The 24,771-nt window shown below is 43.2% G+C and carries 28 protein-coding genes and 1 riboswitch; of the genes, 22 read left to right on the top strand and 6 right to left on the bottom strand.

From position 1 onward, the window contains the following. Window positions 1-228: a CotD family spore coat protein gene (locus QNH15_RS18895; protein WP_074440555.1), complete on the bottom strand. Its 228-nt coding sequence runs from the start codon at window positions 226-228 to the stop codon at window positions 1-3. Window positions 229-354: 126 nt separating this feature from the next. On the opposite strand from QNH15_RS18895, the gene QNH15_RS18890 reads away from it, so the two are divergent. Beyond that, window positions 355-621, top strand: a complete 267-nt coding sequence (locus QNH15_RS18890) for an atypical membrane-integrating protein (Mistic protein) (RefSeq protein WP_283889699.1) — start codon at window positions 355-357, stop codon at window positions 619-621. 133 nt (window positions 622-754) lie between these two features. After that, window positions 755-1,732 (top strand): polysaccharide deacetylase family protein, encoded by a 978-nt coding sequence (locus tag QNH15_RS18885; protein WP_283889698.1) that lies wholly within the window; start codon window positions 755-757, stop codon window positions 1,730-1,732. A gap of 49 nt (window positions 1,733-1,781) precedes the next feature. On the opposite strand, the gene QNH15_RS18880 is transcribed toward QNH15_RS18885, so the two are convergent. From QNH15_RS18880 to QNH15_RS18870, 3 genes are all read right to left on the bottom strand, one after another. Next, window positions 1,782-1,925, bottom strand: coding sequence for a hypothetical protein (locus QNH15_RS18880; protein ID WP_283889697.1), 144 nt, complete (start codon window positions 1,923-1,925; stop codon window positions 1,782-1,784). A 170-nt stretch (window positions 1,926-2,095) separates the two neighbouring features. Beyond that, entirely contained in the window at window positions 2,096-2,245 is a 150-nt protein-coding gene (locus QNH15_RS18875) for a hypothetical protein (protein ID WP_283889696.1), read from the bottom strand. Between the two features lie 192 nt (window positions 2,246-2,437). Beyond that, on the bottom strand, window positions 2,438-2,644 hold the full coding sequence (locus QNH15_RS18870; protein WP_283889695.1) for a hypothetical protein: 207 nt from the start codon (window positions 2,642-2,644) through the stop codon (window positions 2,438-2,440). A 193-nt stretch (window positions 2,645-2,837) separates the two neighbouring features. Here QNH15_RS18870 and QNH15_RS18865 point away from each other — a divergent pair, with 193 nt between their 5' ends. After that, window positions 2,838-3,302: a hypothetical protein gene (locus QNH15_RS18865; protein WP_061972315.1), complete on the top strand. Its 465-nt coding sequence runs from the start codon at window positions 2,838-2,840 to the stop codon at window positions 3,300-3,302. A gap of 44 nt (window positions 3,303-3,346) precedes the next feature. On the opposite strand, the gene QNH15_RS18860 is transcribed toward QNH15_RS18865, so the two are convergent. Then, complete coding sequence (locus tag QNH15_RS18860; RefSeq protein WP_283889694.1) at window positions 3,347-4,315, bottom strand: quinone oxidoreductase family protein; 969 nt, start codon at window positions 4,313-4,315, stop codon at window positions 3,347-3,349. A 148-nt stretch (window positions 4,316-4,463) separates the two neighbouring features. Here QNH15_RS18860 and QNH15_RS18855 point away from each other — a divergent pair, with 148 nt between their 5' ends. Beyond that, entirely contained in the window at window positions 4,464-4,787 is a 324-nt protein-coding gene (locus tag QNH15_RS18855; protein ID WP_283889693.1) for a c-type cytochrome, read from the top strand. 50 nt (window positions 4,788-4,837) lie between these two features. Here the strand turns inward: QNH15_RS18855 and QNH15_RS18850 are convergent, their stop codons facing one another. Further along, window positions 4,838-5,740, bottom strand: coding sequence for a DMT family transporter (locus QNH15_RS18850; protein ID WP_347343355.1), 903 nt, complete (start codon window positions 5,738-5,740; stop codon window positions 4,838-4,840). A gap of 153 nt (window positions 5,741-5,893) precedes the next feature. Here QNH15_RS18850 and QNH15_RS18845 point away from each other — a divergent pair, with 153 nt between their 5' ends. From QNH15_RS18845 to QNH15_RS18760, 18 genes are all read left to right on the top strand, one after another. Then, window positions 5,894-7,066 carry a glycosyl hydrolase family 18 protein gene (locus QNH15_RS18845; protein WP_283889692.1) on the top strand — a complete coding sequence of 391 codons (1,173 nt, stop codon included), beginning with the start codon at window positions 5,894-5,896 and terminating at the stop codon, window positions 7,064-7,066. A 120-nt stretch (window positions 7,067-7,186) separates the two neighbouring features. After that, the gene (locus QNH15_RS18840; RefSeq protein ID WP_283895658.1) at window positions 7,187-7,975 is read left to right on the top strand and encodes a putative hydro-lyase; all 789 of its coding nucleotides are present in this window, start codon (window positions 7,187-7,189) and stop codon (window positions 7,973-7,975) included. An 88-nt stretch (window positions 7,976-8,063) separates the two neighbouring features. Continuing rightward, complete coding sequence (locus QNH15_RS18835) at window positions 8,064-9,104, top strand: LacI family DNA-binding transcriptional regulator (RefSeq protein ID WP_283889691.1); 1,041 nt, start codon at window positions 8,064-8,066, stop codon at window positions 9,102-9,104. Window positions 9,105-9,202: 98 nt separating this feature from the next. Further along, on the top strand, window positions 9,203-11,296 hold the full coding sequence (locus QNH15_RS18830; protein WP_283889690.1) for an amylo-alpha-1,6-glucosidase: 2,094 nt from the start codon (window positions 9,203-9,205) through the stop codon (window positions 11,294-11,296). Between the two features lie 27 nt (window positions 11,297-11,323). Beyond that, window positions 11,324-12,574, top strand: a complete 1,251-nt coding sequence (locus tag QNH15_RS18825; RefSeq protein ID WP_283889689.1) for an ABC transporter substrate-binding protein — start codon at window positions 11,324-11,326, stop codon at window positions 12,572-12,574. A gap of 22 nt (window positions 12,575-12,596) precedes the next feature. After that, the gene (locus tag QNH15_RS18820; protein ID WP_283889688.1) at window positions 12,597-13,499 is read left to right on the top strand and encodes a carbohydrate ABC transporter permease; all 903 of its coding nucleotides are present in this window, start codon (window positions 12,597-12,599) and stop codon (window positions 13,497-13,499) included. A gap of 11 nt (window positions 13,500-13,510) precedes the next feature. Further along, window positions 13,511-14,335, top strand: coding sequence for a carbohydrate ABC transporter permease (locus QNH15_RS18815; RefSeq protein WP_283889687.1), 825 nt, complete (start codon window positions 13,511-13,513; stop codon window positions 14,333-14,335). A gap of 105 nt (window positions 14,336-14,440) precedes the next feature. Continuing rightward, window positions 14,441-14,551, top strand: a riboswitch (SAM riboswitch). Between the two features lie 93 nt (window positions 14,552-14,644). Next, window positions 14,645-15,961 (top strand): Na+/H+ antiporter NhaC family protein, encoded by a 1,317-nt coding sequence (locus tag QNH15_RS18810; protein WP_283889686.1) that lies wholly within the window; start codon window positions 14,645-14,647, stop codon window positions 15,959-15,961. A 211-nt stretch (window positions 15,962-16,172) separates the two neighbouring features. After that, window positions 16,173-18,161, top strand: coding sequence for an asparagine synthase-related protein (locus tag QNH15_RS18805; protein ID WP_283889685.1), 1,989 nt, complete (start codon window positions 16,173-16,175; stop codon window positions 18,159-18,161). Then, a complete protein-coding gene (locus QNH15_RS18800) occupies window positions 18,121-18,246 on the top strand; it encodes a paeninodin family lasso peptide (protein WP_283889684.1) in 126 nt (41 codons plus the stop codon). Before QNH15_RS18805 ends, QNH15_RS18800 begins: the two co-directional genes overlap by 41 nt. 95 nt (window positions 18,247-18,341) lie before the next feature. After that, the gene (locus QNH15_RS18795; protein ID WP_283889683.1) at window positions 18,342-19,280 is read left to right on the top strand and encodes a phosphoenolpyruvate carboxykinase (ATP); all 939 of its coding nucleotides are present in this window, start codon (window positions 18,342-18,344) and stop codon (window positions 19,278-19,280) included. Further along, window positions 19,273-19,563, top strand: a complete 291-nt coding sequence (locus QNH15_RS18790; RefSeq protein ID WP_283889682.1) for a lasso peptide biosynthesis PqqD family chaperone — start codon at window positions 19,273-19,275, stop codon at window positions 19,561-19,563. The genes QNH15_RS18795 and QNH15_RS18790 overlap by 8 nt, the downstream gene beginning before the upstream one ends. Before the next feature lie 10 nt (window positions 19,564-19,573). Beyond that, window positions 19,574-20,062 carry a lasso peptide biosynthesis B2 protein gene (locus QNH15_RS18785; RefSeq protein WP_283889681.1) on the top strand — a complete coding sequence of 163 codons (489 nt, stop codon included), beginning with the start codon at window positions 19,574-19,576 and terminating at the stop codon, window positions 20,060-20,062. Next, window positions 20,037-21,200: a nucleotidyltransferase domain-containing protein gene (locus QNH15_RS18780; protein WP_283889680.1), complete on the top strand. Its 1,164-nt coding sequence runs from the start codon at window positions 20,037-20,039 to the stop codon at window positions 21,198-21,200. Before QNH15_RS18785 ends, QNH15_RS18780 begins: the two co-directional genes overlap by 26 nt. 14 nt (window positions 21,201-21,214) lie before the next feature. Continuing rightward, window positions 21,215-23,002 (top strand): ABC transporter ATP-binding protein, encoded by a 1,788-nt coding sequence (locus QNH15_RS18775; RefSeq protein ID WP_283889679.1) that lies wholly within the window; start codon window positions 21,215-21,217, stop codon window positions 23,000-23,002. Window positions 23,003-23,032: 30 nt separating this feature from the next. Continuing rightward, complete coding sequence (locus tag QNH15_RS18770; RefSeq protein ID WP_283889678.1) at window positions 23,033-23,263, top strand: helix-turn-helix domain-containing protein; 231 nt, start codon at window positions 23,033-23,035, stop codon at window positions 23,261-23,263. A 163-nt stretch (window positions 23,264-23,426) separates the two neighbouring features. Next, entirely contained in the window at window positions 23,427-24,122 is a 696-nt protein-coding gene (locus QNH15_RS18765) for a YveK family protein (RefSeq protein ID WP_283889677.1), read from the top strand. Beyond that, window positions 24,112-24,765: a CpsD/CapB family tyrosine-protein kinase gene (locus QNH15_RS18760; protein WP_283889676.1), complete on the top strand. Its 654-nt coding sequence runs from the start codon at window positions 24,112-24,114 to the stop codon at window positions 24,763-24,765. Before QNH15_RS18765 ends, QNH15_RS18760 begins: the two co-directional genes overlap by 11 nt. Window positions 24,766-24,771 lie beyond the last annotated feature (6 nt).

The raw sequence follows: 24,771 nt of genomic DNA, 5'->3' as shown, positions 1-24,771 counted from the left end.
TTAGCAGCAAGGAGGTGCACCACAGGAGATGTTCTGGTGATGAACCTGACAAGTCTCGTATTGGGAAACCGGATATTCATGAACATGCTGGTATAATACGTGGTTCACATGCTGAATTTGTACAGGATGCACGTGGATAACCTCTTCCGTATGATAATGCTGCTGAACACAACACTGGGTGGGATGAACAATGACATGCGGGCAGTGGCAGCCATAGCCATAATACATAATGCATTCTCTCCTTTTTCTCATCATTATTGACTGTTGCTTCACTTCTTAATTTATGATGAGTGTTAACAATCTGTAAGGGTACCTGTCTATAAAATAGGATTTAGGCGGGGAAAAAAGGAGATAATGAGAACAGGTGATAACATGAAGCTAAATAAAAAAAGCAAGAAGCTGTACAGTGATGCCATTGATCGCATGCAAGAGGGGCTTGAAGCCATGATTGATCTCTATAACGAAGCGGAGGATGACATCCCGCTGATCAATTTTGAAAAAGAGGTTCAGGAGGAAATCGAAAAAGCAAAAAGTAAATATGGAAGTGCCTTTATAGATGACAAGATCAATGCCATCGTAAAAGAGGTGCTGTCCTTTTTGCCGCCAGATCAGCAAGAGTAATGCAGGGAAACCAAAGATTGTCAACAAAATTCGTAATTTTTTCATAAAATTTCCTATTTTTTTACCTTTTTTTACAAAAAATCCGTTATACTTAGAGCGTATAAACGTTTTGTAAAGATAAGGTGATGGTAAGGTGAAAGGTTACATAGGGGAAGCAAGAAAAAATGCAGGAAAAAGAGAAGCTGCGGTTTTGTTGGTTTTGGCCGTGATTGGTCTGGTTTTTATTTTTGGTTCATGGCATGCCAACAAGATTAAAGCAACCACTTCGGAGGAGAAGCATTATACCGAGAAAATTCAGAAGGAGAAATACGATCCGAAACTGAAGGGAGCTTCAAAAGAAACCCTTCAGCTGGGAAAAAAGGAGAAACAAAACAGCAAAGAAAAGAAAGTAACTTCCAAAGTTTCTATTAAAAAAGCTCAGGAAAAACAAAAAAAGACCAAGGAAAAAGCCGTAGGTGCAGCAGCAGTACATAAAAAACCGGCCGGGCAAAGCCAAGCGAAAATGGTGTATTTAACCTTTGATGATGGTCCTTCAAGGGTTTCAGACGGAATAATGGATGTGCTCAAGAAGTATCAAGTGAAAGCAACCTTCTTTATGCTTGAACCCAATATGCTGAAGTTTCAGGATCAAGTGAAACGGATGGACCGGGAAGGACATAGTCAGGGGCTGCATGGAGTCTCTCATGATGCCAAAAAGATTTATCGCTCGAAGGAAACCGTCGTTCAGGAAATGGATCAGGCGAATCGGGCACTGCAAAAGATTACTGGCAAAAGAACCGCGCTGATCCGAACGCCATACGGAAGTGCTCCATACATGAAGCCGGATTACCAGAAGGCGGTCAAAGACAAAGGCTATGAGCTCTGGGACTGGACGATTGACAGCATGGACTGGTCCTTTAGAAGCCCGCAATATGTGACAAATTCAATCCGTCAATTAAAAAAAATGGAGCACCATACCGAGCCGATTGTCATTTTAATGCATGAACGGAAAGAAACGCTCGAAAGTCTGCCCCAGCTACTGGATTATTTAAAGAAAAATGGATATACGATGAAAAGAATTGAAAAAACCATGAAGCCTGTCACCTTCCGGGTTTCCAAGGCAGCCTCCTAAAGGTGTTTACTCGTTAAAAAGCTCTTCCACCATGGAAGAGCTTTTTTGACTAAATATCATAATTCATACTTTCTTGAGAATTTTTTTGTTCTTTTTGATCCCAGGCGATCAGGACGACATCCAATTCCTTTTCCATGGCATCCAATTTTGCTTTTTGTTCATTTGTTAAGTGAGCCAGGTCAAATGCTCTCATTTATGTATCCACCTCCAATTAGCTATACCAAAAGAATGCCCGCGTTTAATGGAAACTATCCTTTCCAAAAAAATCCCACTGCCTTTAGCGGACAGTGGAATTTTTGTGTTGATTTAATTAATAATCAGAGTCCCAGTAATGGCCGTCATTCATGTCGCTTTGAACACCCATTACATCACCCCTTGGGCCAGGACTTCTCCAGTTGCAATCATTGTCATCCATCTCACCCATTGTATTGCCTTGATTGCCTCGACAAGCAAGACAATCCTGGATACATTGCCTTCGACCACTACCATAGAGCGAACGACAAGCATTCTCACAGAAGCGCCGGCAGCTTGGCCGCTGGTTCTGTGCCGGACTTACATTGGAAGGTTGTCCACAATTGCAGTTTTGAATAAATTGTGTTGGACGTTCATTCATTGCTCCCATCACCGGATATTCATTGGTGGGTCGTGAGCCGCCGCAGTTGCAATTTTGAGTGACTTGCGTTGGCCGTTGATTCATCGCTCCCATTACCGGATTTTCATTGGAGGGTCGAGAACCGCCGCAATTACATTGAACAATCTGAACCTGACGACGATTGCGGTTTCGACGTCGATTCTGTGCCCCTTCCACCTGGCTGCTGGAAGTCCTGGAACTGCTTGATGATGATTCAATTTCAAACTCGAAACGGGCAGTGCTTGATGAAGAGCGGCGCCGGTTTCTGCTTGAGGAATCACTTCTTCTTCTTCTTCTTGACATATTATTTCACCCCTTTGAAATACTATATTCACCTTCTTGTCTGATAGTTAGGGACAAGTATCCTACTGGGAGAAAAAAAGGCTCAGGAAAGCTCTTTGATAGTGAATAGAATGATACCAGCCAACATATCATAGTAAAAAATTCAGACGGGGCAAGGGAAGGGGAATTCTGATGATTTGTTTGGGCGAGGTACTGGATCAAGCAATCTATCGTGAGCGGATTGCCATTATAGAAGACAAGCAGGAAATTATGAGAACCTTTGGCCTTGAAAAGGAAGATTGGCTTCAGCTTTGGAACATTGATAACCGGATATTAACGTTATGTTATCATTCATTGGATCCGGCATTTGACCGGTTCATTGTGGTATATGATTATTCTTATTTTTGTGAAGATCAGGAAATGAAAGAAGCCATTATCTGGCACGAAATCGGCCATGCGGAATTTCCAGTAACAGAGGGGAATATTGATTTGTATTCAGAGAAAAAGTGTGATGAGCTCGCGTTTCATAAAGGGTACAAAGCAGGACTGGAGGCTTTTTTGAATTTAACATACAAGATGGCTGAAACATTAAACAACCAACTTTTGATTAACATGACGGACGAGCGGTTAAAGGCTTTACGATTATTAATGAGTTAATAGAAAAACGGATGGATCCGATGCGGGTCCATCCGCTTTTTTGTTTAAGGAATAAGTAAAATCTTTCCGGTACTTTTTCTGCTTTCCAAAAAACGATGAGCTTCTGCTCCCTGTTCAAGTGGATAGGAGGTCATTTCGGGTACTTTTACCGCACCGGAGAGAATCAGGTCAAAAAGCTCCTGGGACCGTGATACACGCTCCCAATGGGAGGTAATAACATTCCAAAGATCGCCTCCGGTTAATGTTTTCGATGTATCCATCAGCATGCGGGGATCTACCGGAGAAGGGTCACCGCCAGCCATTCCATAAAAAACAACCGTACCACCGGTTCTCACCGCTTCAAAGCTATCCATCAATGTGCTCCCGACAGAATCATAAATCACATCGACACCTTGGCGGCCTGATGAAGCTTGTTTTACTTTATTGACCCAATCTTCATTATAAAGGAAAACATGATCAGCACCTGCAGCGAGTGCGGCTTCCTTTTTTGACTCTGATGAGGCAAGCCCGATGACTTCTGCTCCGAGCGCTTTGGAAATCTGGATCAGAAGCTGGCCCACACCGCCTGCCGCCGCATGAAGGGCAAGAAGGGTTCCTTGCCCAACTGCATAACTGTCCCTTGTTAAATACTGTGCAGTCATGCCTTGCAAAAGGATGGAAGCAGCAGTTTCAAAGGATATTTTCTCTGGCAAGGGGATAAGATGATCCTCGGGCACGGCAACGTATTCGGCATTGGCATATGGAACATCAGCAAATGCGACACGGTCACCTTCTTTCACATTCTGTACGGAAGAACCCACGCTTTTTACCACTCCAGCTCCTTCATAGCCTGCAATATAGGGAGGATTCCCCAGTAAGTGATAGTTTCCTTTTCTTCGGTAAATGTCGGCAAAATTAAGTCCAATAGCCTTCATTTCAATCAAAATTTCATTCGCATTCAGTTCCGGAGTTGGAACATCCTGATACTGAAGGACTTCAGGTCCTCCAAATGTATGGAAGGTCAGTGCTTTCATTTTTATGCTCCTTACTTCAAATGTCGTATCCTCATTCATTGTATACAAAATGAATCGATTTCACTAGGAAGGTGATTAAATTAGAAAAAGGTTTAATGGTTTAATCGTTGTGGAAACGGTTTATATCTTGGATGGGAGGCATTTTATAATGCTAAAAAATATTGTAATGGCAACGGGTATGGTTTTTCTGCTTGCAGGATGTTCTTCAGGAGGCGACAGCGGCGGAGGTGGAAAGGGCGGAGGCTCGGTAGATTCCGCTGCGGCAGAAAAGTCTTTTAAGCAAAATTGTGCAAGCTGCCACGGAAACAACTTGGAAGGCGGAACAGGACCTGCTTTAAAAGAGATTGGAAAAGAGCACAGTAAAGATGAAATTTTAAAGCAAATTAAAAATGGCGGAGGCGGCATGCCTGCCGGTTTGATTAATGGTGATGAAGCAGAGAATGTGGCTGTATGGCTGGCCAGTAAAAAATAAGTGGAAAAGAGGCACCTGTTTTATGAATAGGGCCTCTTTTTTGATGAGCGCTAAGTAAGTGAAGCCCCTTTGTTGAGGTGAGTCTTCTTTTGTTTGTCCTGGACGAGGACAGCAGAAAAGATGATGAGCAGGATTCCTGCACATTGCCAAAGTGTAAGCTTTTCCTGAAAAAGAAAAAAACCGGCCAGAGTCGCTACCACCGGCTCGACCGTTGCGACAATCGCTGCCTTGCTGGGTTCTACCTGGCGTAATCCAACCGTATATAAAATATAAGCAAGCACAGTGGGGACTATACCCAATCCAATGATATAAAGCCAGACTTCCGTGTCTTCTAAAAGGTGAGCAGAATGAGATAATCCGCTGATCGGAAAGAGAGCGCACCCGGCAAAAACAAACGTATACGTCGTGATGGTTAACGTTTTGTATTTGGCGGAGGCTGCCTTACCGAAAATGCTGTATAACGAGTAGCCCAATCCTGATCCCAGCCCCGTGAGCAATCCGGTCCACGTTATACCACCGTTAGAGGCTGGCAAATAGCCCACGACAAACACACACCCGAGAAATGTGACCAAAAGGGCGGCCACTTTCTTTTTTGTAATAAGATCACGGAAGAAAATCCTCGATAAAATCAGGACAAAGGCGGGCGCTGTATACAGCAGAACGGCCGCAACAGACAGAGATACTTCATTCATGGTTTTGAAATAACACCAATTGAAAAAGGCGATGCTGAGCAGCCCGGTACCGATAAAATAATAGCTGTCCCTGATGTGTATTTTAAGAAGTGATCGGTTTAGAAAGAAAGTAAGGATCAAAAAGGAAACTGCAGCGCTCAAAGCGCGTAAAACAACAATTTGGATCGGAGTGAATCCCATAGAAGATAGTTCTTTGATAAAGATGCCGATCGTTCCCCACAAGGCTGCTCCCCCGGCAATCCAAAGATAAGGCCATTTCAAGCAAATACACCTCCATAGCGTTCAGACTCTCCTAGCGTATCTTACAATCAACAAGTTCTCAAACGCGGGGCCTTGTCTTCCAAATTTTGCTCGTTTCTCTCCTGTATAACGGGATGAGGGCCAAGGAAGCATAAGGAAAAAAGGAGGGACCGAATGTTGAGAACTATTTTTGCACTACTATTCACGTTTTCCCTTGTACTCTCCGGTTGCGGAAATGTAAAAGGACAGCAGGAAGGAACAGCAGATGCCGGGAAAAATGGCAGCGAGCATCCGAGACTGCAGCAGGTAAAGTATAATGGCAGCAAACAGAAGGAAGTAACACCGTCTCAGACCAAACATAAGAAAACCAAAATTACTTCGATTGGGTTTTTAGAGCCGGTTGATCCCCAGGCGGCTGTAAAAGAAGTAAAGGACGTAGGCCGGCATTTATCGTATGTTGCTTTTTTCAGCTATCGTGTAAAACCGGATGGTACGTTGATCGGCATTAAAGATGATCAGGCGCTCGCTGCAGCCAGAAAACAGGGTGCAGTCCCGATGCTCGTTCTCACAAACTTTACGGAGGGGAACTTTTCTCCTGAGGTGGCACATACCATTTTTACGGATAAAACCGTATCCAATCGTCTGGTCAATAATGTGATCAAGACCATGAAAGCAAAAGGCTACAAAGCATTAAATATTGATTTTGAACATATTCGTGCAAAAGACCGCGATCTTTATAACGGATTCCTTGAAACGATTCTGCCAAGAGTGAAAAAGGAAGGATTCATTACGTCTACTGCTCTAGCACCAAAAACGAGTGATGAGCAAACGGGCCCGTGGCATGGCGCCCATGATTACAAACGGCATGGAGAGCTTGCTGATTTTGTTATTCTCATGACGTATGAATGGGGATGGTCCGGCGGTCCTCCGATGGCTGTTTCACCTATTCCTCAAGTGCGCAACGTCATCGACTATGCAGTATCTGTGATCCCCCGCAAAAAAATTGTAATGGGTGCGCCGCTGTATGGGTATGACTGGATCCTGCCCTATAAAAAAGGTAATGCTTTCGCCAAGCGCATTGCGCCACAGGAAGCAACCGAACTGGTGATTAAAGAAGGCGCTGAAATTAAATATGACAATAAATCACACTCTCCGTACTTCAACTACAGTGATGATCATGGCAAGAAACACGTTGTCTGGTTTGAGAATGAAGAAAGTGCACAAGCGAAATTCAATCAAGTCAAGTACTATAATCTTCGCGGCATCGCGTATTGGGTACTCGGCGAGCCGTTCCCGCAAAACTGGAGCATGCTTGAAGACCAGTTCAATGTAAGAAAAGCGAAATAAGAAAAAGGAGACTTTTATGGCATGTGGCCATGAAGGTCTCTTTTTTATCCTGACATGCACAAAACGAGAAAAGTGTTAGAATATTTGTGAAGAATAAAAAAATGAGGAGGAAACAGCTTGCTGAACAACAGTCTGATACACCCCGAAGAAGCACGTAAAATGATCCGGAAAAACCAATGGAACCGTCCTACCGCGGGTATGTGCAACGGCTATACACAAGCGAACCTGGTCATCCTTCCCAAGGATCTTGCGTTCGAGTTTTTATTGTTCTGCCAGCGGAACCCCAAGTCTTGTCCGGTTTTGGATGTAACTGAGCCAGGCAGCTCAGTTCCTGCACTTGCTGCTCCTTCAGCAGATCTGCGAAGTGATCTGCCAAGCTACCGGATATACCGCAATGGCATCCTTACCGATGAAGTACAGGATATTGATTCATACTGGACGGATGATATGACGGGTTTTCTCATTGGCTGCAGCTTTTCATTCGAACAAGCTCTTATGCAAAATAAAATTCCTGTAAGGCATATCGAAGAGAACCGCAATGTACCTATGTACAAAACATCAATAAGCTGTACAAAAGCCGGACGTTTTGAAGGTCCGATGGTTGTGAGCATGCGTCCCATTCCCGAAAAAGATGTGGTACGTGCCGTACAGGTGACCTCCAGATTTCCATCGGTGCACGGAGCGCCTGTACACATCGGTGATCCCCGTTCGATCGGGATCGAGTCTATTGATACACCGGATTTTGGCGATGCCGTAACCATCAAAGAGGGAGAAGTACCTGTTTTTTGGGCTTGTGGCGTAACTCCTCAGGCAGTCGTAATGAACGTTAAGCCTGAACTCGTGATTACCCATTCACCCGGACATATGTTTATCACGGATTGGACGGATGAAGAGTTCGGGGTACTTTAGGGAAACAAACGAAAAAAGGGGTTGAAAGCGCCTTCCCAGAAGAGTATAGTATAAGCATTACGTTCCGAAACGTTTTGGAGGATTGAATGTGGCGACAATTAAAGATATTGCAAAACATGCCGGAGTCTCTGTTACCACAGTTTCAAGGGCATTAAACGGATACTCTGATGTGAATGAGAAAACAAGAGAAAAAATTAAAGCTGTGGCTCGTGAACTTCAGTACAGCCCGAATTTGTTGGCCCGAAGCCTGGTCATGAAAAAAACAAAAACGATTGGTTTGCTTGTTTCTGGGATGCGGATCGAAGGCAGCAAAGATAATTTTACGTATGAAGTGCTTTGTGGAATCAATGACTGTGCGGGAGAGAGGGGATATGATCTTATTCTCTTCAGCACCAATTCCGAGCAGCAGCAGAAAAAAACGTACAATCAGCTTTGTCAGGAGCGGAAAGTTGACGGTGTAATCCTGCAGGGGATTAAAACGGATGACCCTTATTTAAAAGAAGTTGTGGAAAGTGACATTCCCTGTGTTCTTGTCGATATTCCCATCGAAAGCGACAGTGTGGGTTATGTTACGACCAACAACAAACAAGGGGCAAAGATGGCGGTGGATCATCTCATCGAGCTTGGGCATCGGCAGATTGGCATGATCAATGGGCACGAGCAAGCCTTTGTCAGCAAACAGCGCCTTCAGGGATATCAGGAAGCACTGAATCAAGCGAAGATCGACTATCAGGAACAATACGTGGTTAATGGTTCTTTTTTGGAATCGGAGGCGGAAGTGCAAGCTGAAAAGCTGCTCCATGCACATCCGGAGATTACGGCTGTTTTTTGTGCAAGTGACCTCATGGCGCTCGGTGCGATGAAGGCAGCACGCCGGATGGGCAAAAGAATTCCTGACGATCTCTCCGTGGCAGGCTTTGATAACATCATGCTAGCATCCTATTCATCACCCACCCTGACAACCATTGCTCAGGACCGATACCAGATCGGCTTTGAATCAGCCATTTTGCTGATTGATATGCTAGAGGGAAAAGATGGAACGCACAAAAAAGTGCTGAAAACCTCATTAGTCAAACGTGAATCAACCAAATTAAAACCGACAAGGTCGTTTTCAACGAAAACGACTTGATCGTTTTAATTTAAGGAAAAATCGAAAACGTTTCGGATTTTGGAATATATTTTTTAATCATTTTCCAAAACGTTTCGGAATTATGGGGAGGAAGAAAATTGGATTATCGAGTAATTAAGGAAAATGATTTGTTTTTATTAACGGATGATAAAGGAAACATTCCTTTGAACAATGATTACGGACTGGGATTATATACAAAGGATACACGGTTTTTAAGCAAGTTTGATTTAAAAATTAATAATGAAGACCCGATCCTGCTTTCTTCGTCCGCCGACGAAAATTACAGCGCCAACATATTGATGACCAATCCTCATATGGAAAAGGACGGAGAATTGATTCTCTGGAGGGAGTCAGTAGAGATTCAAAGAAAGCGCTTAATCTATGATGGCGTGTTGTATGAAACCGTTCAGGTGAAAAGCTTTTATCCTAAGCCAGTTGAGTTTGATATCAGCATGCTGCTGGATGTGGACTTTACCGATATGTTTATTGTCCGTGGTTTTCAATCCGGAGAAACCGGCAAACGAACAGGCATCGATCATACAGACAAGAGCTTGACTTACCATTACGAAGGAGCCGACGGAGTCAAACGGTCCACACGAGTAGGCTGGGACCATGAGGCAATAAACACTTCAGATTCCGAAGTTGCTTTTCACTTTTCATTGGATCATGAGGAAATCCAATCAGTCACCTTTACGATTGCTCCAGAAGTGGATGGAGTATCCGGTGAAATTATGGCACCAGAACAAGCTCTTGAGAACCTTAAGGCATCTTATGAAAACTGGGAAAAGAATACAGCCCGTGTTCAAACCGATTCCTCCCGTTTACAGCGCCTCGTTGACCGAGGAATCCTTGACCTCAGGGTGTTAATGACAGATATCGGGTACGGACAGTTTCCGGTGGCAGGCCTCCCCTGGTTCGGTGTCCCATTTGGCCGTGACAGCCTGATTGCCGCGCTGCAGATGCTTCCGTTTAACGCGGAGATTGCAAAAGGCACGCTAAGGACTCTCGCGTCACAACAGGGAACAAAAGTGGATCCTTGGCGGGATGAACAGCCGGGCAAAATCATGCACGAAGTCCGTTATGGAGAGCTGGCGGGAACTGGACAGATTCCATTTACTCCTTATTATGGAACGATTGATGCCACTCCGTTATTTTTAATGCTGCTAACGGAATACACCAAATGGACCGGAGATCTATGTCTGGCAGAAGAGCTTCAGCAAACGATCGAAAATGCCCTCATGTGGATCGACCAGTATGGTGACCGGGACGGCGACGGATTTGTGGAATATCATCAGGAATCCAGCAAGGGCATTGCCAACCAGGGCTGGAAGGATTCCGCAGATTCAGTTGTTCACAAAAACGGCGATTATGCAGAGACACCGATTGCGCTCTCGGAAGTCCAAGGCTATGTGTATCAGGCCAAGACAGGGATTGCCTCCATCTATGAAAAACAGGGGAGGACAGATGAATCGGTGAGACTGCGTAAAGAAGCAGAAGAGTTAAAATCCAAGTTTCACGAGCAATTTTGGATGGAGGATCAATCCTTCTATGCCATTGCGCTCGATAATGAAAAAAAGAAAGTGGGGACGTTAACCTCCAATCCTGGCCATGTGTTGTTTTCCGGCATGCTGGAGGAAGAACAGGCAGATCAGATGGTATCCAAGCTCGTATCACCGGCATTCTTTTCCGGTTATGGCATACGCACAATGGCAGAAGGCGAGGCCGGCTATAACCCGATGAGCTACCATGATGGCAGCATTTGGCCGCATGATAACAGCATGATTTTGCTGGGCATGAGCAAGTTGAACCATCAGAAACAGGCGAACCTGGTGATTAAAGGCTTGATGGACGCGGCACAGCACTTTGAATATGACCGGCTGCCAGAGCTGTTCTGCGGTTATGGTGCCGCTGGCGGACCTGCGGTAAAGTATCCGGTCGCTTGTTCACCTCAGGCATGGGCTGCCGGTACACCGCTTGTCTTTATCCAAACGGTTCTCGGATTGTTTCCAGATGCTTTGAACGAAGTGATTTCCGTATCTCCTGAGCTTCCGGAAGGAGTGAATGAACTGACCGTACAATCGATCAAGATTGGAAACGGCTACTTGTCTGTCAGCGTTCGCAAGGAAAATGGAAAGAGTTTCTTAACCGTAAATGAAAATACAACGGGCTATACGATCCATACCGATAAGTAAAATACGCATAGGAAGGGAGAGGTTTCTATGAAGTTGAAAAAATATGTTTCAGCAGCGGGGCTAACTGCCCTGCTGGCTACTTCTCTGCTTGCAGGATGCAGCCAGCCTGATGAATCAGAAAACAGCAGCAAAACGGTCATTACACTGAGCGGCTGGGGAGGAAATCCGGTCGAGAAAAAACTTTTGGAGGAAGTGCTGGACGACTTTGAAAAATCCCACCCGAACATCGATGTAAAGTTTAATCAGATCAGTGATCAGTACATGGACGTTTTGAAAACCAGGCTGATTGGGGGAACAGCAGCCGATGTTTTTTACCTGGATGCGTTTGAAGCACCCGGCCTGATCGAAACAGGTGCAATTGAACCGCTGGACAAGTATGTAACCAAAGATTTTGATGTGGATGATTTTGAAAAGCCGATGTTAGATGCGTTTAAAGACAACGGTAAAATTTACGGCTTTCCAAAGGACTATTCCACGCTTGCCCTTTTCTACAACAAAAAAATGTTTCGGGAAGCGGGAATAGACGGTCCGCCAAAAACATGGGAAGAGCTGGAGCAAGACGCTAAAAAACTCACCAAAGGCAACAAAGTTTACGGATTGGGTGTAATGCCGCAGATCGAGCGTTTGTATTACATGGCTGAGTCCCAGGGCGGCCAGGTCATCACAAATGACCGTGCGACTTTTGCAGAAGACCGTGTGGCGCGTGCACTTCAGCCGGTATTGGACATGCATCTAAAAGATAAAACCGCTGCTCAAGCTTCAGAGGTTGGTTCAGGTTCCGGGGGAGAAATGTTTGGCCAGGGAAGGGCTGCCATGGTGATGGAAGGAAACTGGAACATTCCGTTCATGGAAGATACGTTTCCTAAAATAGATTATGGAACCGCCGAGCTGCCAACGGTTAACGGCAAGAAGGGAACCATGTCCTTCACGGTCGGTTATGCCATGAATGCAGAATCCAAGCATAAGAAAGCGTCATGGGAACTAATCAAGTACCTGACCGGAAAAGAAGGCATGAAAACATGGACAAGCAAAGGCTTTGCCTTGCCTACGCGTAAGTCAGTAGCTGCAGAACTCGGCTATGACAAGGATCCACTGCGTAGACCCCTTGTTAAAGGAGCCAAATATGCGACTGTTTGGCAGGACGGTCCGATGCTGCCGATCGTGATGAATAACTTCAACAACCAATTTTTAAGTGCCTATCTTGGGGAACGGCCGCTGAAGGATGCTTTGAAAGACGCGCAAAAACAGGCTAATAAAGAGATTAAGGTAGCGGAATAACAAAAAAGAGAGGTGAAGAAACATGGTAAAAAGCAGTTCTTCCAAAAAATTGAGAAGGGAAGCGGGGCAGGGGTACCTGTTCATGGCACCGGTCCTCATCATTCTTGGAATCTTTGTAATCGCTCCCATCCTTTGTGCAATCTACCTTTCTTTCCATAAAGTAGAGTTGCTTGGCGGTACGCATCTGGAATTTAGGGGACTTGATAACTTTATGAAGATCACGTTTGATGACCGGGCGCATATTGCTCTAAAAAATACCTTCATTTACGTGGTGATTGTTGTGCCGCTTCAGACGCTGCTTGCGCTTGTATTGGCAGCGTCCCTGAATGCCGGCATGAAGGGGCAGAAGTTTTTCCGGATTGTTTATTTTTTACCGACATTGACCTCTTCAGCAGTACTTACTTTGATTTTCATGTGGATGTACAATCAGAACGGTCTGATCAACCACATTTTACACATGCTGCACCTGCCAACGTACAACTGGATCGGTGATCCGAGTGTAGCTTTATTGGCGATCATGATTATGAATATTTGGGCGACGGCACCGTTTTTTATGGTGATCTATCTGGCGGCCCTTCAGGATATACCAGACAGCCACTATGAAGCTGCTGAACTCGATGGCGCAACGGGACTTCAGAAATTCTGGCACATTACGGTTCCCAATTTGCGGCCCGTGACTTCTTTTGTGGTGATTATGGGTCTCATTGGAACCTTCCAGCTATTTGATCAATCCTACATCTTTTCAGGAGGATCGGGTGGACCGAACAACTCCACCTTGACGGTTGTTCTTTTGATCTATCAATATGCCTTTAAATCACTCGGCACCATGGGCTATGCGACAGCACTTGCCTTCATGCTTGCCATCATTATTTTGATCGCAACACTTCTGCAGCGGAAATTTTCCAAGGAAGAATCACTTTATTGAGGAGGGGTACCATGAAAAAACGACCGATTGGAAAAACCATTCTGTATGTAATCTTGATTGTCTACGCGGTGATCACCCTTGTTCCGTTTTTATGGGCTCTTTCATCCTCTTTTAAATCATTAGGAGAAATCGTAAGCGGAAGCATAAACTTTATACCGAAAAACTTTACCATCGATAACTATAAGGAGATTTTCTCACGGGAGCCGCTTTTTGGCCGCTGGTTGTTTAACAGCTTGTTTATCGCTGTGGTCGGCACCTTTTTGAATTTGCTTTTCAACTCGATGGCCGGTTATGCCCTTGCCCGCCTCAGCTTTCCGGGCAAAAAAAGTATCTTTATTATCATTTTAGCAGTGTTGATGATTCCGTTTCAGGTGACGCTCATCCCTAACTTCTTGATTTTAAAAGAATTCGGATGGCTGAATACCTATCAGGGAATGATCATCCCCGGTGCGGTCAACGCCACCTTCATATTCATGATGCGCCAGTTCTTTATTAACTTTCCAAAAGAAGTAGAGGAAGCGGCAGCTATAGATGGACTGGGCAAATTCGGCACCTTTTTCCGGATTGTTCTTCCGCTTGCCAAGCCGGCATTAGCGGCACAAACCATCTTTGTCTTTATGGCCTTCTGGAATGATTTCATGCGGCCGCTGATCATCCTGTCTGATGAAAGCATGTTCACTCTTCCGTTAGGGCTAAATTCATTCAAAGGACAGTTTATCAGCTACTGGAATTACATTATGGCAGCTTCTATGGTCTTTACCTTGCCGATTTTGATACTGTATGCCTTCTTTAACCGCTATTTTGTCAAAGGCATTAAGTTTACAGGGGAGAAATAGACCACCATTAGAAGGACAAAAATCGTTTTACCAAAAACTAACTTTTGACAAGAAAGCCCAAACCCTTTACAGTAGTAAAAGCTGTTATAACTGAAAACTGGATACTTCTTATCACGAGAGACTGAGGGACTGGCCCTGAGACGTCTCGGCAGCGGACCTGAATTTCGAAGGTGCTGTGCCAAATCCAGCAAGCAGTTCATGCTTGAGAGATGAGAAGAGTTCCTTATGAGCATATAGGGCCTCTTCTTTGGAAGAGGTCTTTTTTCATATATGTACATGCAGCAATAACAAACGTAGAGGTGTTTTTAGATGGATGCAGTAAAAAAAGGAAATGCGCTGGCGCTATTGCCGCTCGTTATCTTCCTGGTCCTGTTCATCGGCTCAGGTGTAATCACTGGTGACTTTTATAAAATGCCCGTGGTTGTAGCCATACTCGTGGCAGCAGCGGCAGCCCTGTTAATGAATAGAAAAGAAACGCTGAACCGTAAAATTGAGCGTTTTGCCAAAGGTGCAGGACATCTTGACATTATCATTATGGTCTTCATCTTTATTCTGGCCGGTGGATTTTCTGCAGCTGCGAAGGGAATGGGAGCAGTGGAGTCCACGGTCAATCTCGCCTTGTCAGTTGTACCCGAAAATTTCCTGATTGTCGGTCTCTTCGTAATCGGTGCCTTTATTTCCTTGTCGATGGGAACGTCCATGGGGACCATTGCCGCACTGGCGCCGATTGGCGCAGGAATCAGTGGTCAGACGGATATTCCAATGGCACTTTCCATGGCAGCCGTCGTAGGGGGAGCCATGTTTGGAGATAACTTGTCCATTATTTCGGATACCACCATTGCTGCGGTCCGTACCCAGCAGACCCAAATGAGGGATAAATTCAAAGTGAACTTTTTCATTGTCCTTCCTGCCGCCATTGTTACGTGTGTGCTCCTTTGTATTGTTACGATGGGCAGTCATTCCAGCGTATCGGCTGACAGCTTTCAAGCGGTAAAAATCCTTCCATATGTTGGTGTATTGATTGCTGCCCTTCTTGGCATGAATGTATTTGTTGTGTTAAGCGGCGGAATCATATTGGCGGGAGTGATCGGCCTGGTGGATGGAGCCTATACTCTTTCAGCCTTTTTAAAAACGATCACCGACGGAATGTTTGGCATGTCTGAACTTGTTTTCCTGGCCCTACTCATTGGAGGAACGGTAGAGCTGATCCGCTATAACGGCGGAATTCAGTATCTTCTTGATGTATTAACGAAGAACATTCGAACAAAAAAAGGAGCGGAGTTTGGTATTGCAGGATTGGTCAGTGCAACCAACCTTTCCACCGCCAACAATACGATTTCCATTATTACAGCAGGTCCTCTTGCCAAGCAGATATCCGATCGGTATGGCATCGATAAGCGAAAATCAGCAAGTCTTCTTGATATCTTTTCGTGCGCTATTCAAGGCTTGATTCCCTACGGTGCCCAACTGCTGACGGCGGCCAAAATCGGCTCCATCTCACCAGTGAGCCTTCTGACGTATTCGTTCTACCCGATTTTAATCGCCGTTTGCGGCGTGATTGCCATTTTGATCGGTTATCCGAAGCTGAAAGAACGAAAAGAACATATGGAAAAGAAACATGCTTAAATGATGAAAGGAACCTCAATCGTTGGATATTCCCATGCGATTGAGGTTCTTTTTTGTCGAATCTTTTTAGGAAAATAGTCATATTTCGTATTGACAAGGAAGATTATGGGTGTTAATTTTAGAATAATCAATCGTTCTTTTTAGAGAACGAAATTGCTTGATTCTTACCATTCGTTTCTGTTTTTTTATTAAGGATATTTGGAGGACAACCATGAGTGCAATAGCTGGAATACTTCATTTTAATAATGAACCTGTCAATCCAAAGGCTGGCATGAACATGATGCAAACATTAAGCCGTTATCCGGCTGATGCTGTGCAGACGTGGCAAAACCAGCAAATTTTTCTTGGTTGTCATGCGCAATGGATTACGCCTGAATCAATTCGAGAACAACTCCCGTTTTACGACTATGAAAAACAGCTGGTTATTACCTCTGATGCGATTATTGATAACCGAACCGAATTATTCGAACGACTGCAAGTCCATCACGCGCTTCGGAAAGAAATGCCCGATAGCCAGATTATCCTTCTCTCTTATGAGAAGTGGGGAGAGGATTGCGCAAAATATTTAGTGGGTGATTTTGCCTTTATGATTTGGGATGAAAAAAAACGAAAGCTGTTCGGAGCAAGAGACTTCTCAGGATGCCGGACGCTTTATTATACAAATAAGAACAATCGCTTTGCTTTTTGTACAGCAATGAATCCTTTGTTAACTCTTGATTTTGTAACTAAAGACCTAAATGAACAATGGCTCGCTGATTATCTAGCAATTCCTTGGAACTTTGAATCCGTGGACGTTCGTTCAACCGTATATCACTCCATCCAACAACTTCCACCTTCGCATACCATCTCAATCGTCGACGGAAACGTAACCCTTTCACGCTATTTGACCCTGGAATTTGATAAAAAAATAAAATTAAAATCCAATGAGGAATATGAGGAAGCCTTCCGTGCAGTATTCCAAACCGCGGTAGATGCGAGGCTGCGTACTCATTTAAAAGTAGGTGCGCATTTAAGCGGCGGGCTTGATTCTGGGTCAGTTGCAAGCTTTGCGGCAAGGTCATTAAAAAAGGAAAATAAGCCGTTGTACACATACAGTTATGTACCGGTCAAAGACTTTGTCGACTGGACACCGAAAAGCAGGGTGGCCAATGAACGGCCATTTGTTGAATCTACTGTCAAGTATGTTGGGAATATCCAAGACCACTACTTTGATTTTGAAGGGAAAAGTCCCTATACCGAAATTGATGACTGGCTCGATACGTTGGAAATGCCGTATAAATTTTATGAGAATTCGTTTTGGCTCAAGGGAATTTATGAACATGCTCACGAGCAGGGAGTCGGGGTACTTCTTAATGGACAACGGGGCAACTGGACGATTTCATGGGGACCGGCTCTGGAGTATCAAACACAGCTTTTAAGGAAAATGAAATGGATTAAGTTTAATCAAGAGCTTCGTTCTTACAGTAAAAATATAGGGGTAAACAAATCCAAGATATTCAAGCACCTTAGAAAGAAGGCATTTCCATTTACAGACCGTGGGAATGTACAAGAAAAGCCTTACCCCTTAATTATTAATTCTGAGTTTGCCCAAAAGACAGGAGTGCTTGAACGTTTAAAAGAACATGAAGTTGATGTTTCAGGAATTGTTCGACAGAGCGCGTATGAAGTAAAGAAAACCCAGTTTGAAAAATTATACTACTGGAACATCAATGGTACATATACGACCAAATTATCGTTAAAACAAGTTTTATGGGACAGAGATCCAACCAACGATTTAAGAGTAGTTCGGTTTTGCTTATCAGTCCCAGAAAACCAATATGTACAAAATGGTCAGGATCGTTCCTTGATCAGAAGGGCAACAAAGGGCTATCTGCCTGACAATATTAGGTTGAATCAACGTACAAGAGGTGTTCAAGGAGCAGATGGAATTCATCGTATGTCGTCTTTTTGGAAAGAGTTTGTGAGTGAAGCTAAGAAAATGTGCACTCACTCATGGATGAACGAGTTCCTTAATACAGCTCTCTTATCTGAATCAGTTAAAAAGTTGGAGCATAGTCCGAATGCAAATGAAGTTTTTGAGGATGAATTCAGAACCTTAATGAGGTCATTAATTATCTATCATTTTGTTATAGGTGCTCACTTGAAAGGGGGTGAAAGAGATGAAAAAAGATTGGGAAAAGCCAGTATTGGAAGTGCTTGATGTGAACATGACAATGGCAGGTCCAGGAAGAAAAACACCTGATGCTACACAACCTGACCCAGACGATCCTGTAAAGTTTAGCTAGAGGATCGCAGCAATATATTATACTTATTGATAACTCATGCCCTTATACAGTTTCACTGTATAAGGGCAATTATTACATCCTGCTGGAGTGATTAGGTGATTATAGAACAGGCGGTATCCTATTTTTATAAAGGCTTTGGAATCAAGTTTAAAAGTGAAATACCCTTGCCGGAACTTTTCAAAAGTGACGACATAACAAATTATGACCTTTCTATTACAATAGAGGATCTGGCTGCGCTATGGAAAGAAACAGATGCCAATCCTGGGAGGTTTAATATTATCAATGGAGACAGTGTCCTGTTTCAAGTTCCGGATACAGCTATTTTTTATGTGAAGGATGGAAGAAAAATAATGGTTTCTCCTTTTCCAAACAGTAACACGGATAAAATCAGGCTGTACATTCTAGGCAGCTGCATGGGAGCTGTATTGATGCAGCGGGGAACGATCCCGTTACATGGCAGTGCTGTTGTGGTCCAGGGTGGGGCTTATGCGATTGTGGGAGAATCAGGGGCAGGTAAGTCGACCCTTGCCGCAGCCTTTATAAACAAAGGATATTTTTTATTAACCGACGATGTCATACCGGTTGTTTTTTCCGCTTTAGGTTCACCAGTTGTTTTGCCAACCTATCCCCGGCAAAAGCTTTGGCAGGAAAGTTTAAATCAGTTTGAACGTTCCCCAGGACAATATCAGCCTTTATATGGCAGGGAAACCAAATATGCTGTTCCGGTTGATCACGCCTTTTCTAGTGAAGAGCTTCCGCTTAAAGGGATTATTGAGCTGAAACCTCCTGCAGAGGCTCTTCAAATCAGCCCTTTAAATAAATTGGAAAAGCTTCAGACGCTATATCATCAAACGTTTCGTTCTCTTTTGTTGGAGCGTATGGGACTGCTTGAATGGCATTTCAGAACAGCTGCAAAGATTGCCGAACAAGTAAAGATGTATCAAATTTTCCGACCTGCTACAGGTTTCAGTGCCAATGCAATGGCAGATCTTATTTTAGCAACAGTAATTCAGGAGGAGAAAAACCATGATTAAGAGTTCAACTGTCGAATTACAAACGAAAGTCGTTCAGGCCAGTGGCAACATTGTAAGTGATATGGGTGGAGAAAAGGTTATGTTGAGTATTAATAACGGGAAGTACTACAATCTTGGATCCATTGGAGGAATTATTTGGGGGAAAATCAAGACGCCTGTAAAAGTCAGTGATTTGATCAGTGATATGTTAAATGATTATCAAATTGATGAAGAACAATGCAAAGAAGAGGTATTGCCGTTTCTGGAACAACTGCATGCAGAACAGTTGATTCAGCTTTCCTAGGAGCAAGCATATGGCAAACGGTTTTCGTATCGTGAGAACGTTTCTTTTTCTTGGTTCAAAGAAAAAATGGCTTTTTCTTGAAGCACTTTATTATTTGGGTCTGGGCCGAATATTAATATCAATTCCATTTTCCAAGGTTGCCCCAACACTTGGAGTTCCAATGAAGGAAACCGCTGAAGATGACATCAACGAAGATATCCCTATGCTCAACAGCATTTCGGATGTTTTGCACATTATCAGTCGCCGTACCCCCTGGGAAAGTAAATGTTTGGTCAGAGCCATTGCGGGGACAAAAATGCTGCGCCGCCGAAGAATTCCAAGCACACTTTATTTAGGAACAGCAAAAGATAAAGAAGGAAAATTAATTGCCCATGCCTGGTTGAGAAGTGGATCACGCATCATTACAGGAGCAGATGTAATGGCGGAATTTTCTGTGGTAGCCAAATTTGCAAATGAAAACAGAGGAGAAAATCATGTCAAAAGAAGCGGAATTGGATAAAAAACAGATTCCTGTCGAGCTAACCGCCATCCTTGAGATGATTCAGGAAGATGAACCTGCTGATAAGAAGGAGTATCTCGAGGGATTAAATTATGAGGAATTTTTTCAACTTGCCGTACATCACAGGCTTTACCCACTGATTTGCAAAAAAATGGGCAATAATCTTCCGGAACAAACTTCAGAAAAGCTGCAGTCTTGCTATAAACAGAATGTATTCAACATGTTGAAACTGTGCGGTGAAATGGATCTGGTCAACCAACTTTTTATTCAGAATGACATCAAAATGATTGTATTAAAAGGTCCTGTCCTCGGTGAGGATTTGTATGGTGACATTTCGTTACGAACCTCATCAGATCTTGATGTCCTAATACCATTGGAAAATTTGGAGCAAGCAGAAGGAATTCTTGAAAAGCTCGGCTATCAAAAAGATGATTACATACTGACGGTGTTAAATGACTGGAAATGGCGGCATCATCATATTACATTCCTACATCCGGAAAAGAACATAAAAATCGAAGTGCATTGGCGCCTTAACCCAGGTCCTGCGAAAGAACCTTCTTTTGTAGATTTATGGACAAGAAAGAGAAAAAGTACGCTTTCAATAGGAGAGATTTTTATTTTGGGCAGAGAAGATCTCTTTTTATTTTTAACGACGCATGGGGCGAGGCATGGTTGGTCCCGTTTACGCTGGCTGGGTGATATTGACCGGCTGTCAAGGCAGGCCATCGACTGGAAAAAAACGAATGCGCTAATGGACAGATACAATTACAGACACATAGGTGGACAGGCCATACTGCTGTCAGCCCATTTTTTTCACACACCCGTTTTAAAAGAGATGGAACCTTTGCTGCGCGGTAATCGTCCCGGGAAATTGGCGGTAGATACTATGTTTTATATGAAGCGAATGGTGAGTTTGCACAAGGAACCATTGGCTGAAGATGTGGCAAGCTATCATAAAAAATACTTAATTTCCATTATGTCGGTACATCAAAAGATACTTTACACTCTCAGTCTTCTTTATCCTTTTTACACGGATGTTGAGACGCTGCCATTGCCCCGCATCCTGCATGTATTGTATTTTCCTTTACGTCCTTTTTTATGTGCTTGGAGAAAAACAAGAAAGCAAGCTTTGTTTTAGAAGGGGCTGACAGTATGAGTGAAGTTCTTCAGTTTATGAAACGGTTTTATACTTATTGCGGCAAAGTGTGGTACATCAACCTTGCTGGAATGGTGTTTATAAGCGTTCTTGAAGGTATAGGAATATTTCTTCTAGTTCCGCTCCTTAGTGTAAGTGGGATTATGAAATCAAGCAGTACCAGCTTTTTAATGGAGTACTTGCCATCCTTTAATGGCTATTCGGTCAAAACAATTCTGCCCATTGTCTTAGGTATCTATGTTTTGGTCGTTATTTTGCAAAATATCATTCAGAGGAAATTATCTATTTTTACAATCGGTATGCACCAGGGATTTATACAGGATGTCCGAATCAAACTCTATGAGTCATTATTGTATTCTAACTGGAACCTGTTTATTAAAAAGCGAAAGTCGGATCTTATTAATTCATTGACAATTGAATTAGCACGGGTAAATGCTGGTATTGGTTTGTTTATGCAGCTTTTAACGTCGCTGATTTTTACGGCGATACAGATTGGGATTGCCTTTTGTCTGGCGCCCAATATTACTTTCTTCGTTTTATTATCTGGTCTCATACTTGCCTTTTTCTCACGTAAATTTATTAAACGTTCCAAATCACTCGGGAACAGGACCTCTCAGTTGGCACAGCAATATTTGGCGGGGATTACCGATCAGCTCAATGGAATAAAGGACATCAAAGTAAACAACTTGGAAACGTCACGGCTTAAATGGCTTACCAGACTTAATGATGGCATGGTACAAGAACAAATTGATTATTCAAGACTGAAATCGGATTCACAGCTCTTTTACAAAGGTGCATCTGCCGTCCTTATTGCGATTTTTATTTATTTATCGGTGAACCTGTTTCATGGACAGACAGGGCAGCTGCTCATTATTTTGCTAATCTTCTCAAGACTGTGGCCGCGGTTTACGGGAATTCAATCCAGCTTTGAACAACTCGCCTCTTATATTCCTTCCTTTGTTAATGTTCAAGCTTTAGAGGAAGAAACTAAACAGGCTTGCGAGTCAGAAGCAGGAGGAATGGAAAGTAAACGTTTGTCATTAGTGAATGGGATAGAATGCAGGGACGTGGCGTTCCGATACAATAAAAAGGAAAATCATTTTGCGTTAAAAGATATTAATCTATTCATTCCAGCAAACCGAATGACGGCAGTCGTTGGAAAGTCGGGGGCAGGAAAAAGTACAATGATTGATATATTAACAGGTCTCAATCAGCCGGAATACGGAGATGTGTTGATAGATGGACATCGGCTTTCCGGGAAAAATGTGAAAGCACTGAGACAATCCATTAGTTATGTTCCACAGGATCCCTTTCTCTTTAATGAAAGTATCAGAGATAATTTACTGATTGTTCATCCCAATGCGAGTGAAGAGGACATCTGGGAAGCTCTTGAATTTTCCGCAAGTGCAGAGTTTATCAATAAGCTTCCAGATGGTTTGGATACACAAATAGGCGACAGAGGCGTAAAGCTATCTGGTGGCGAAAGACAGCGGCTTGTATTGGCAAGGGCGATTCTGAAACGACCGTCTATTTTAATTCTCGATGAGGCCACCAGCTCACTTGATACAGAAAATGAAGCGAAAATCCAAATGGCTCTGGAAAGAATTAAAGGATCAATGACAATTATTGTGATTGCCCACCGGTTGTCTACCATCCGCAATGCAGATCAAGTGGTGGTTCTGGAAAAGGGAAGGATTGTTCAAAAAGGGGGCTTTTCGCAACTTGCAGAGAGAAAAGGGATGTTCCAGCATCTGTTAAACAAACAAATTGGTGGTATAAGATAGATTAATCTTAAGGTGAAAAAGGGGAATGAGATGAAGAATATTGGACAACGTATAAAAACACTGCGTCTAGATCATGGGATGACGTTGCAGGAACTGGGAAAAGAGGTTCAATTTAATTATAGCAATCTCTCAAAAATAGAAAGAGGCTGCCGGATGCCCTCAGTCGAGCTTTTAAGCCAACTGGCTCAGTTATACAATGTTGAAATCTCTTATTTCTTTGAGGAAAAGGAGTATTCTCCAAATAATAAACTAAGTTATTAGAAACCCGTTCGTTGTAAGCATGTAAATGTGCCCAATAAGAGTTGACTTGTTCTGTATAAAGAACTAAAATAAGACTATATATTTTCCAATTTGAACAAAACTTTCCATTTTGTTCAAAATAAAGGACGAATGCTTTTATTACTAACCGATCGGGTGATAAATTATGGATGGAGAACGAGCGAAGGAAATTAATATTAAAGAATTATTTAATGTTATGCGCCGCCAGCTTTGGGTAATTGCGGCTGTCACCATTCTTTTTACGGTTTGCGGCGGTCTTTATGCTAAGTATTACACAACACCGCTCTACCAATCTTCCACTCGTATTATTATTGGGGCAACCCAGGATAATATGAAGACCCTCCAGGTAATTATCAAGGATGTTACTGTACTGCAAAAAGTAGTTGATGAACTAGACTTGCAGATCACACCTGAAGCACTGGCAGGTAAAATAAATGTTGAAAGTGTGGACGAATCTCAAGTCGTCAGTATTAATGTCACAGATACTGATCCGGAAATGGCTGCTCGAATAGCCAACACCACGGCTACCGTATTTAAAAAAGAAATACCGGATATTCTCAATTTTAAGGATGTGAGGTATTTATCCCCAGCGAAGGTAAATCCATATTCAATAAATGAGAATGAAACGAGAACGATTGCCATTTCTTTTATTATAGGATTAATGGCTGGCATCGGTCTTGCTTTTCTGCTTGATTCTCTCGACGACAAGATACGAGGACCCAGAGAATTGGATGCTTTGGGAATTACTCTTTTGGGGAGCATTCCAAAAATTGATCAACGAAAACTTCAGAAAAGTCAGCAGAACTATGAAGTAAGGAGTGAAAGTGTTGATGTTAAATAAAAAAAGAAAAAATACAGTCAACCAAAAGAGAAATTTAGTCGCTTTTTCACATCCGCACTCAGTGGCTTCAGAGCAATATCGTACCATACGAACGAATATTCATTTTCTGACGAAAGAAAACAGGAAAAAAGTTTTTGTGGTTACTTCCCCTGGAAAGGGAGAGGGAAAATCTACAACTGCTGCCAATTTAGCAGTTTCAATCGCTCAGCATAAAGAAAAGGTTCTACTCATTGATGCAAACCTTAGAGATCCTTCTTTACATGTTATTTTTAAGATGAATAACGAGGATGGGCTGTCTACAATCCTCAACGGTTCATCGCCCACAAGTAAAAGCGTTCAATCAACCGAAATCGGCAGGCTTGATGTCGTTACAAGCGGTCCTTTGCCGCTTAGCTCGGCAGAATTGCTAAGTTCAAATTTTTTAAAGGATTTTCTATACAGTATGTATGATAAATATGATGTTATTCTCGTTGATACACCACCTGTACTGGATATTACGGATACGCAGCTGATTGCTGAACATAGTGATGGCATCATCCTAGTCATGAGACGGGGAGTAACAAAAAAAGCAAAAGTACATGAGACCCAAAGTGTGCTGGAGCTGTCAAAAGCACCCATCCTGGGAGCAGTTGTAAATCGATAGCTGCAT

The organism is Fictibacillus enclensis, assembly GCF_030123385.1.
GTDB classification, from domain to species: Bacteria; Bacillota; Bacilli; order Bacillales; family Fictibacillaceae; genus Fictibacillus_C; species Fictibacillus_C enclensis.
The sequence above is the reverse complement of the archived record's forward strand: the minus strand, read 5'-3'. Positions and strand labels throughout refer to the sequence as shown.

What these genes read in the sequence shown, in the direction of transcription:
- QNH15_RS18770 (WP_283889678.1), top strand. Translation starts at nt 23,033, where the DNA reads ATGAAGAATATTGGACAACGTATAAAAACACTGCGTCTAGATCATGGG.
- QNH15_RS18810 (WP_283889686.1), top strand. Translation starts at nt 14,645, where the DNA reads ATGGATGCAGTAAAAAAAGGAAATGCGCTGGCGCTATTGCCGCTCGTT.
- QNH15_RS18895 (WP_074440555.1), bottom strand. Translation starts at nt 228, where the DNA reads ATGTATTATGGCTATGGCTGCCACTGCCCGCATGTCATTGTTCATCCC.
- QNH15_RS18815 (WP_283889687.1), top strand. Translation starts at nt 13,511, where the DNA reads ATGAAAAAACGACCGATTGGAAAAACCATTCTGTATGTAATCTTGATT.
- QNH15_RS18825 (WP_283889689.1), top strand. Translation starts at nt 11,324, where the DNA reads ATGAAGTTGAAAAAATATGTTTCAGCAGCGGGGCTAACTGCCCTGCTG.
- QNH15_RS18845 (WP_283889692.1), top strand. Translation starts at nt 5,894, where the DNA reads ATGTTGAGAACTATTTTTGCACTACTATTCACGTTTTCCCTTGTACTC.
- QNH15_RS18790 (WP_283889682.1), top strand. Translation starts at nt 19,273, where the DNA reads ATGATTAAGAGTTCAACTGTCGAATTACAAACGAAAGTCGTTCAGGCC.
- QNH15_RS18855 (WP_283889693.1), top strand. Translation starts at nt 4,464, where the DNA reads ATGCTAAAAAATATTGTAATGGCAACGGGTATGGTTTTTCTGCTTGCA.
- QNH15_RS18860 (WP_283889694.1), bottom strand. Translation starts at nt 4,315, where the DNA reads ATGAAAGCACTGACCTTCCATACATTTGGAGGACCTGAAGTCCTTCAG.
- QNH15_RS18765 (WP_283889677.1), top strand. Translation starts at nt 23,427, where the DNA reads ATGGATGGAGAACGAGCGAAGGAAATTAATATTAAAGAATTATTTAAT.
- QNH15_RS18880 (WP_283889697.1), bottom strand. Translation starts at nt 1,925, where the DNA reads ATGAGAGCATTTGACCTGGCTCACTTAACAAATGAACAAAAAGCAAAA.
- QNH15_RS18780 (WP_283889680.1), top strand. Translation starts at nt 20,037, where the DNA reads ATGTCAAAAGAAGCGGAATTGGATAAAAAACAGATTCCTGTCGAGCTA.
- QNH15_RS18865 (WP_061972315.1), top strand. Translation starts at nt 2,838, where the DNA reads ATGATTTGTTTGGGCGAGGTACTGGATCAAGCAATCTATCGTGAGCGG.
- QNH15_RS18800 (WP_283889684.1), top strand. Translation starts at nt 18,121, where the DNA reads ATGAAAAAAGATTGGGAAAAGCCAGTATTGGAAGTGCTTGATGTGAAC.
- QNH15_RS18760 (WP_283889676.1), top strand. Translation starts at nt 24,112, where the DNA reads ATGTTAAATAAAAAAAGAAAAAATACAGTCAACCAAAAGAGAAATTTA.
- QNH15_RS18775 (WP_283889679.1), top strand. Translation starts at nt 21,215, where the DNA reads ATGAGTGAAGTTCTTCAGTTTATGAAACGGTTTTATACTTATTGCGGC.
- QNH15_RS18785 (WP_283889681.1), top strand. Translation starts at nt 19,574, where the DNA reads ATGGCAAACGGTTTTCGTATCGTGAGAACGTTTCTTTTTCTTGGTTCA.
- QNH15_RS18890 (WP_283889699.1), top strand. Translation starts at nt 355, where the DNA reads ATGAGAACAGGTGATAACATGAAGCTAAATAAAAAAAGCAAGAAGCTG.
- QNH15_RS18820 (WP_283889688.1), top strand. Translation starts at nt 12,597, where the DNA reads ATGGTAAAAAGCAGTTCTTCCAAAAAATTGAGAAGGGAAGCGGGGCAG.
- QNH15_RS18805 (WP_283889685.1), top strand. Translation starts at nt 16,173, where the DNA reads ATGAGTGCAATAGCTGGAATACTTCATTTTAATAATGAACCTGTCAAT.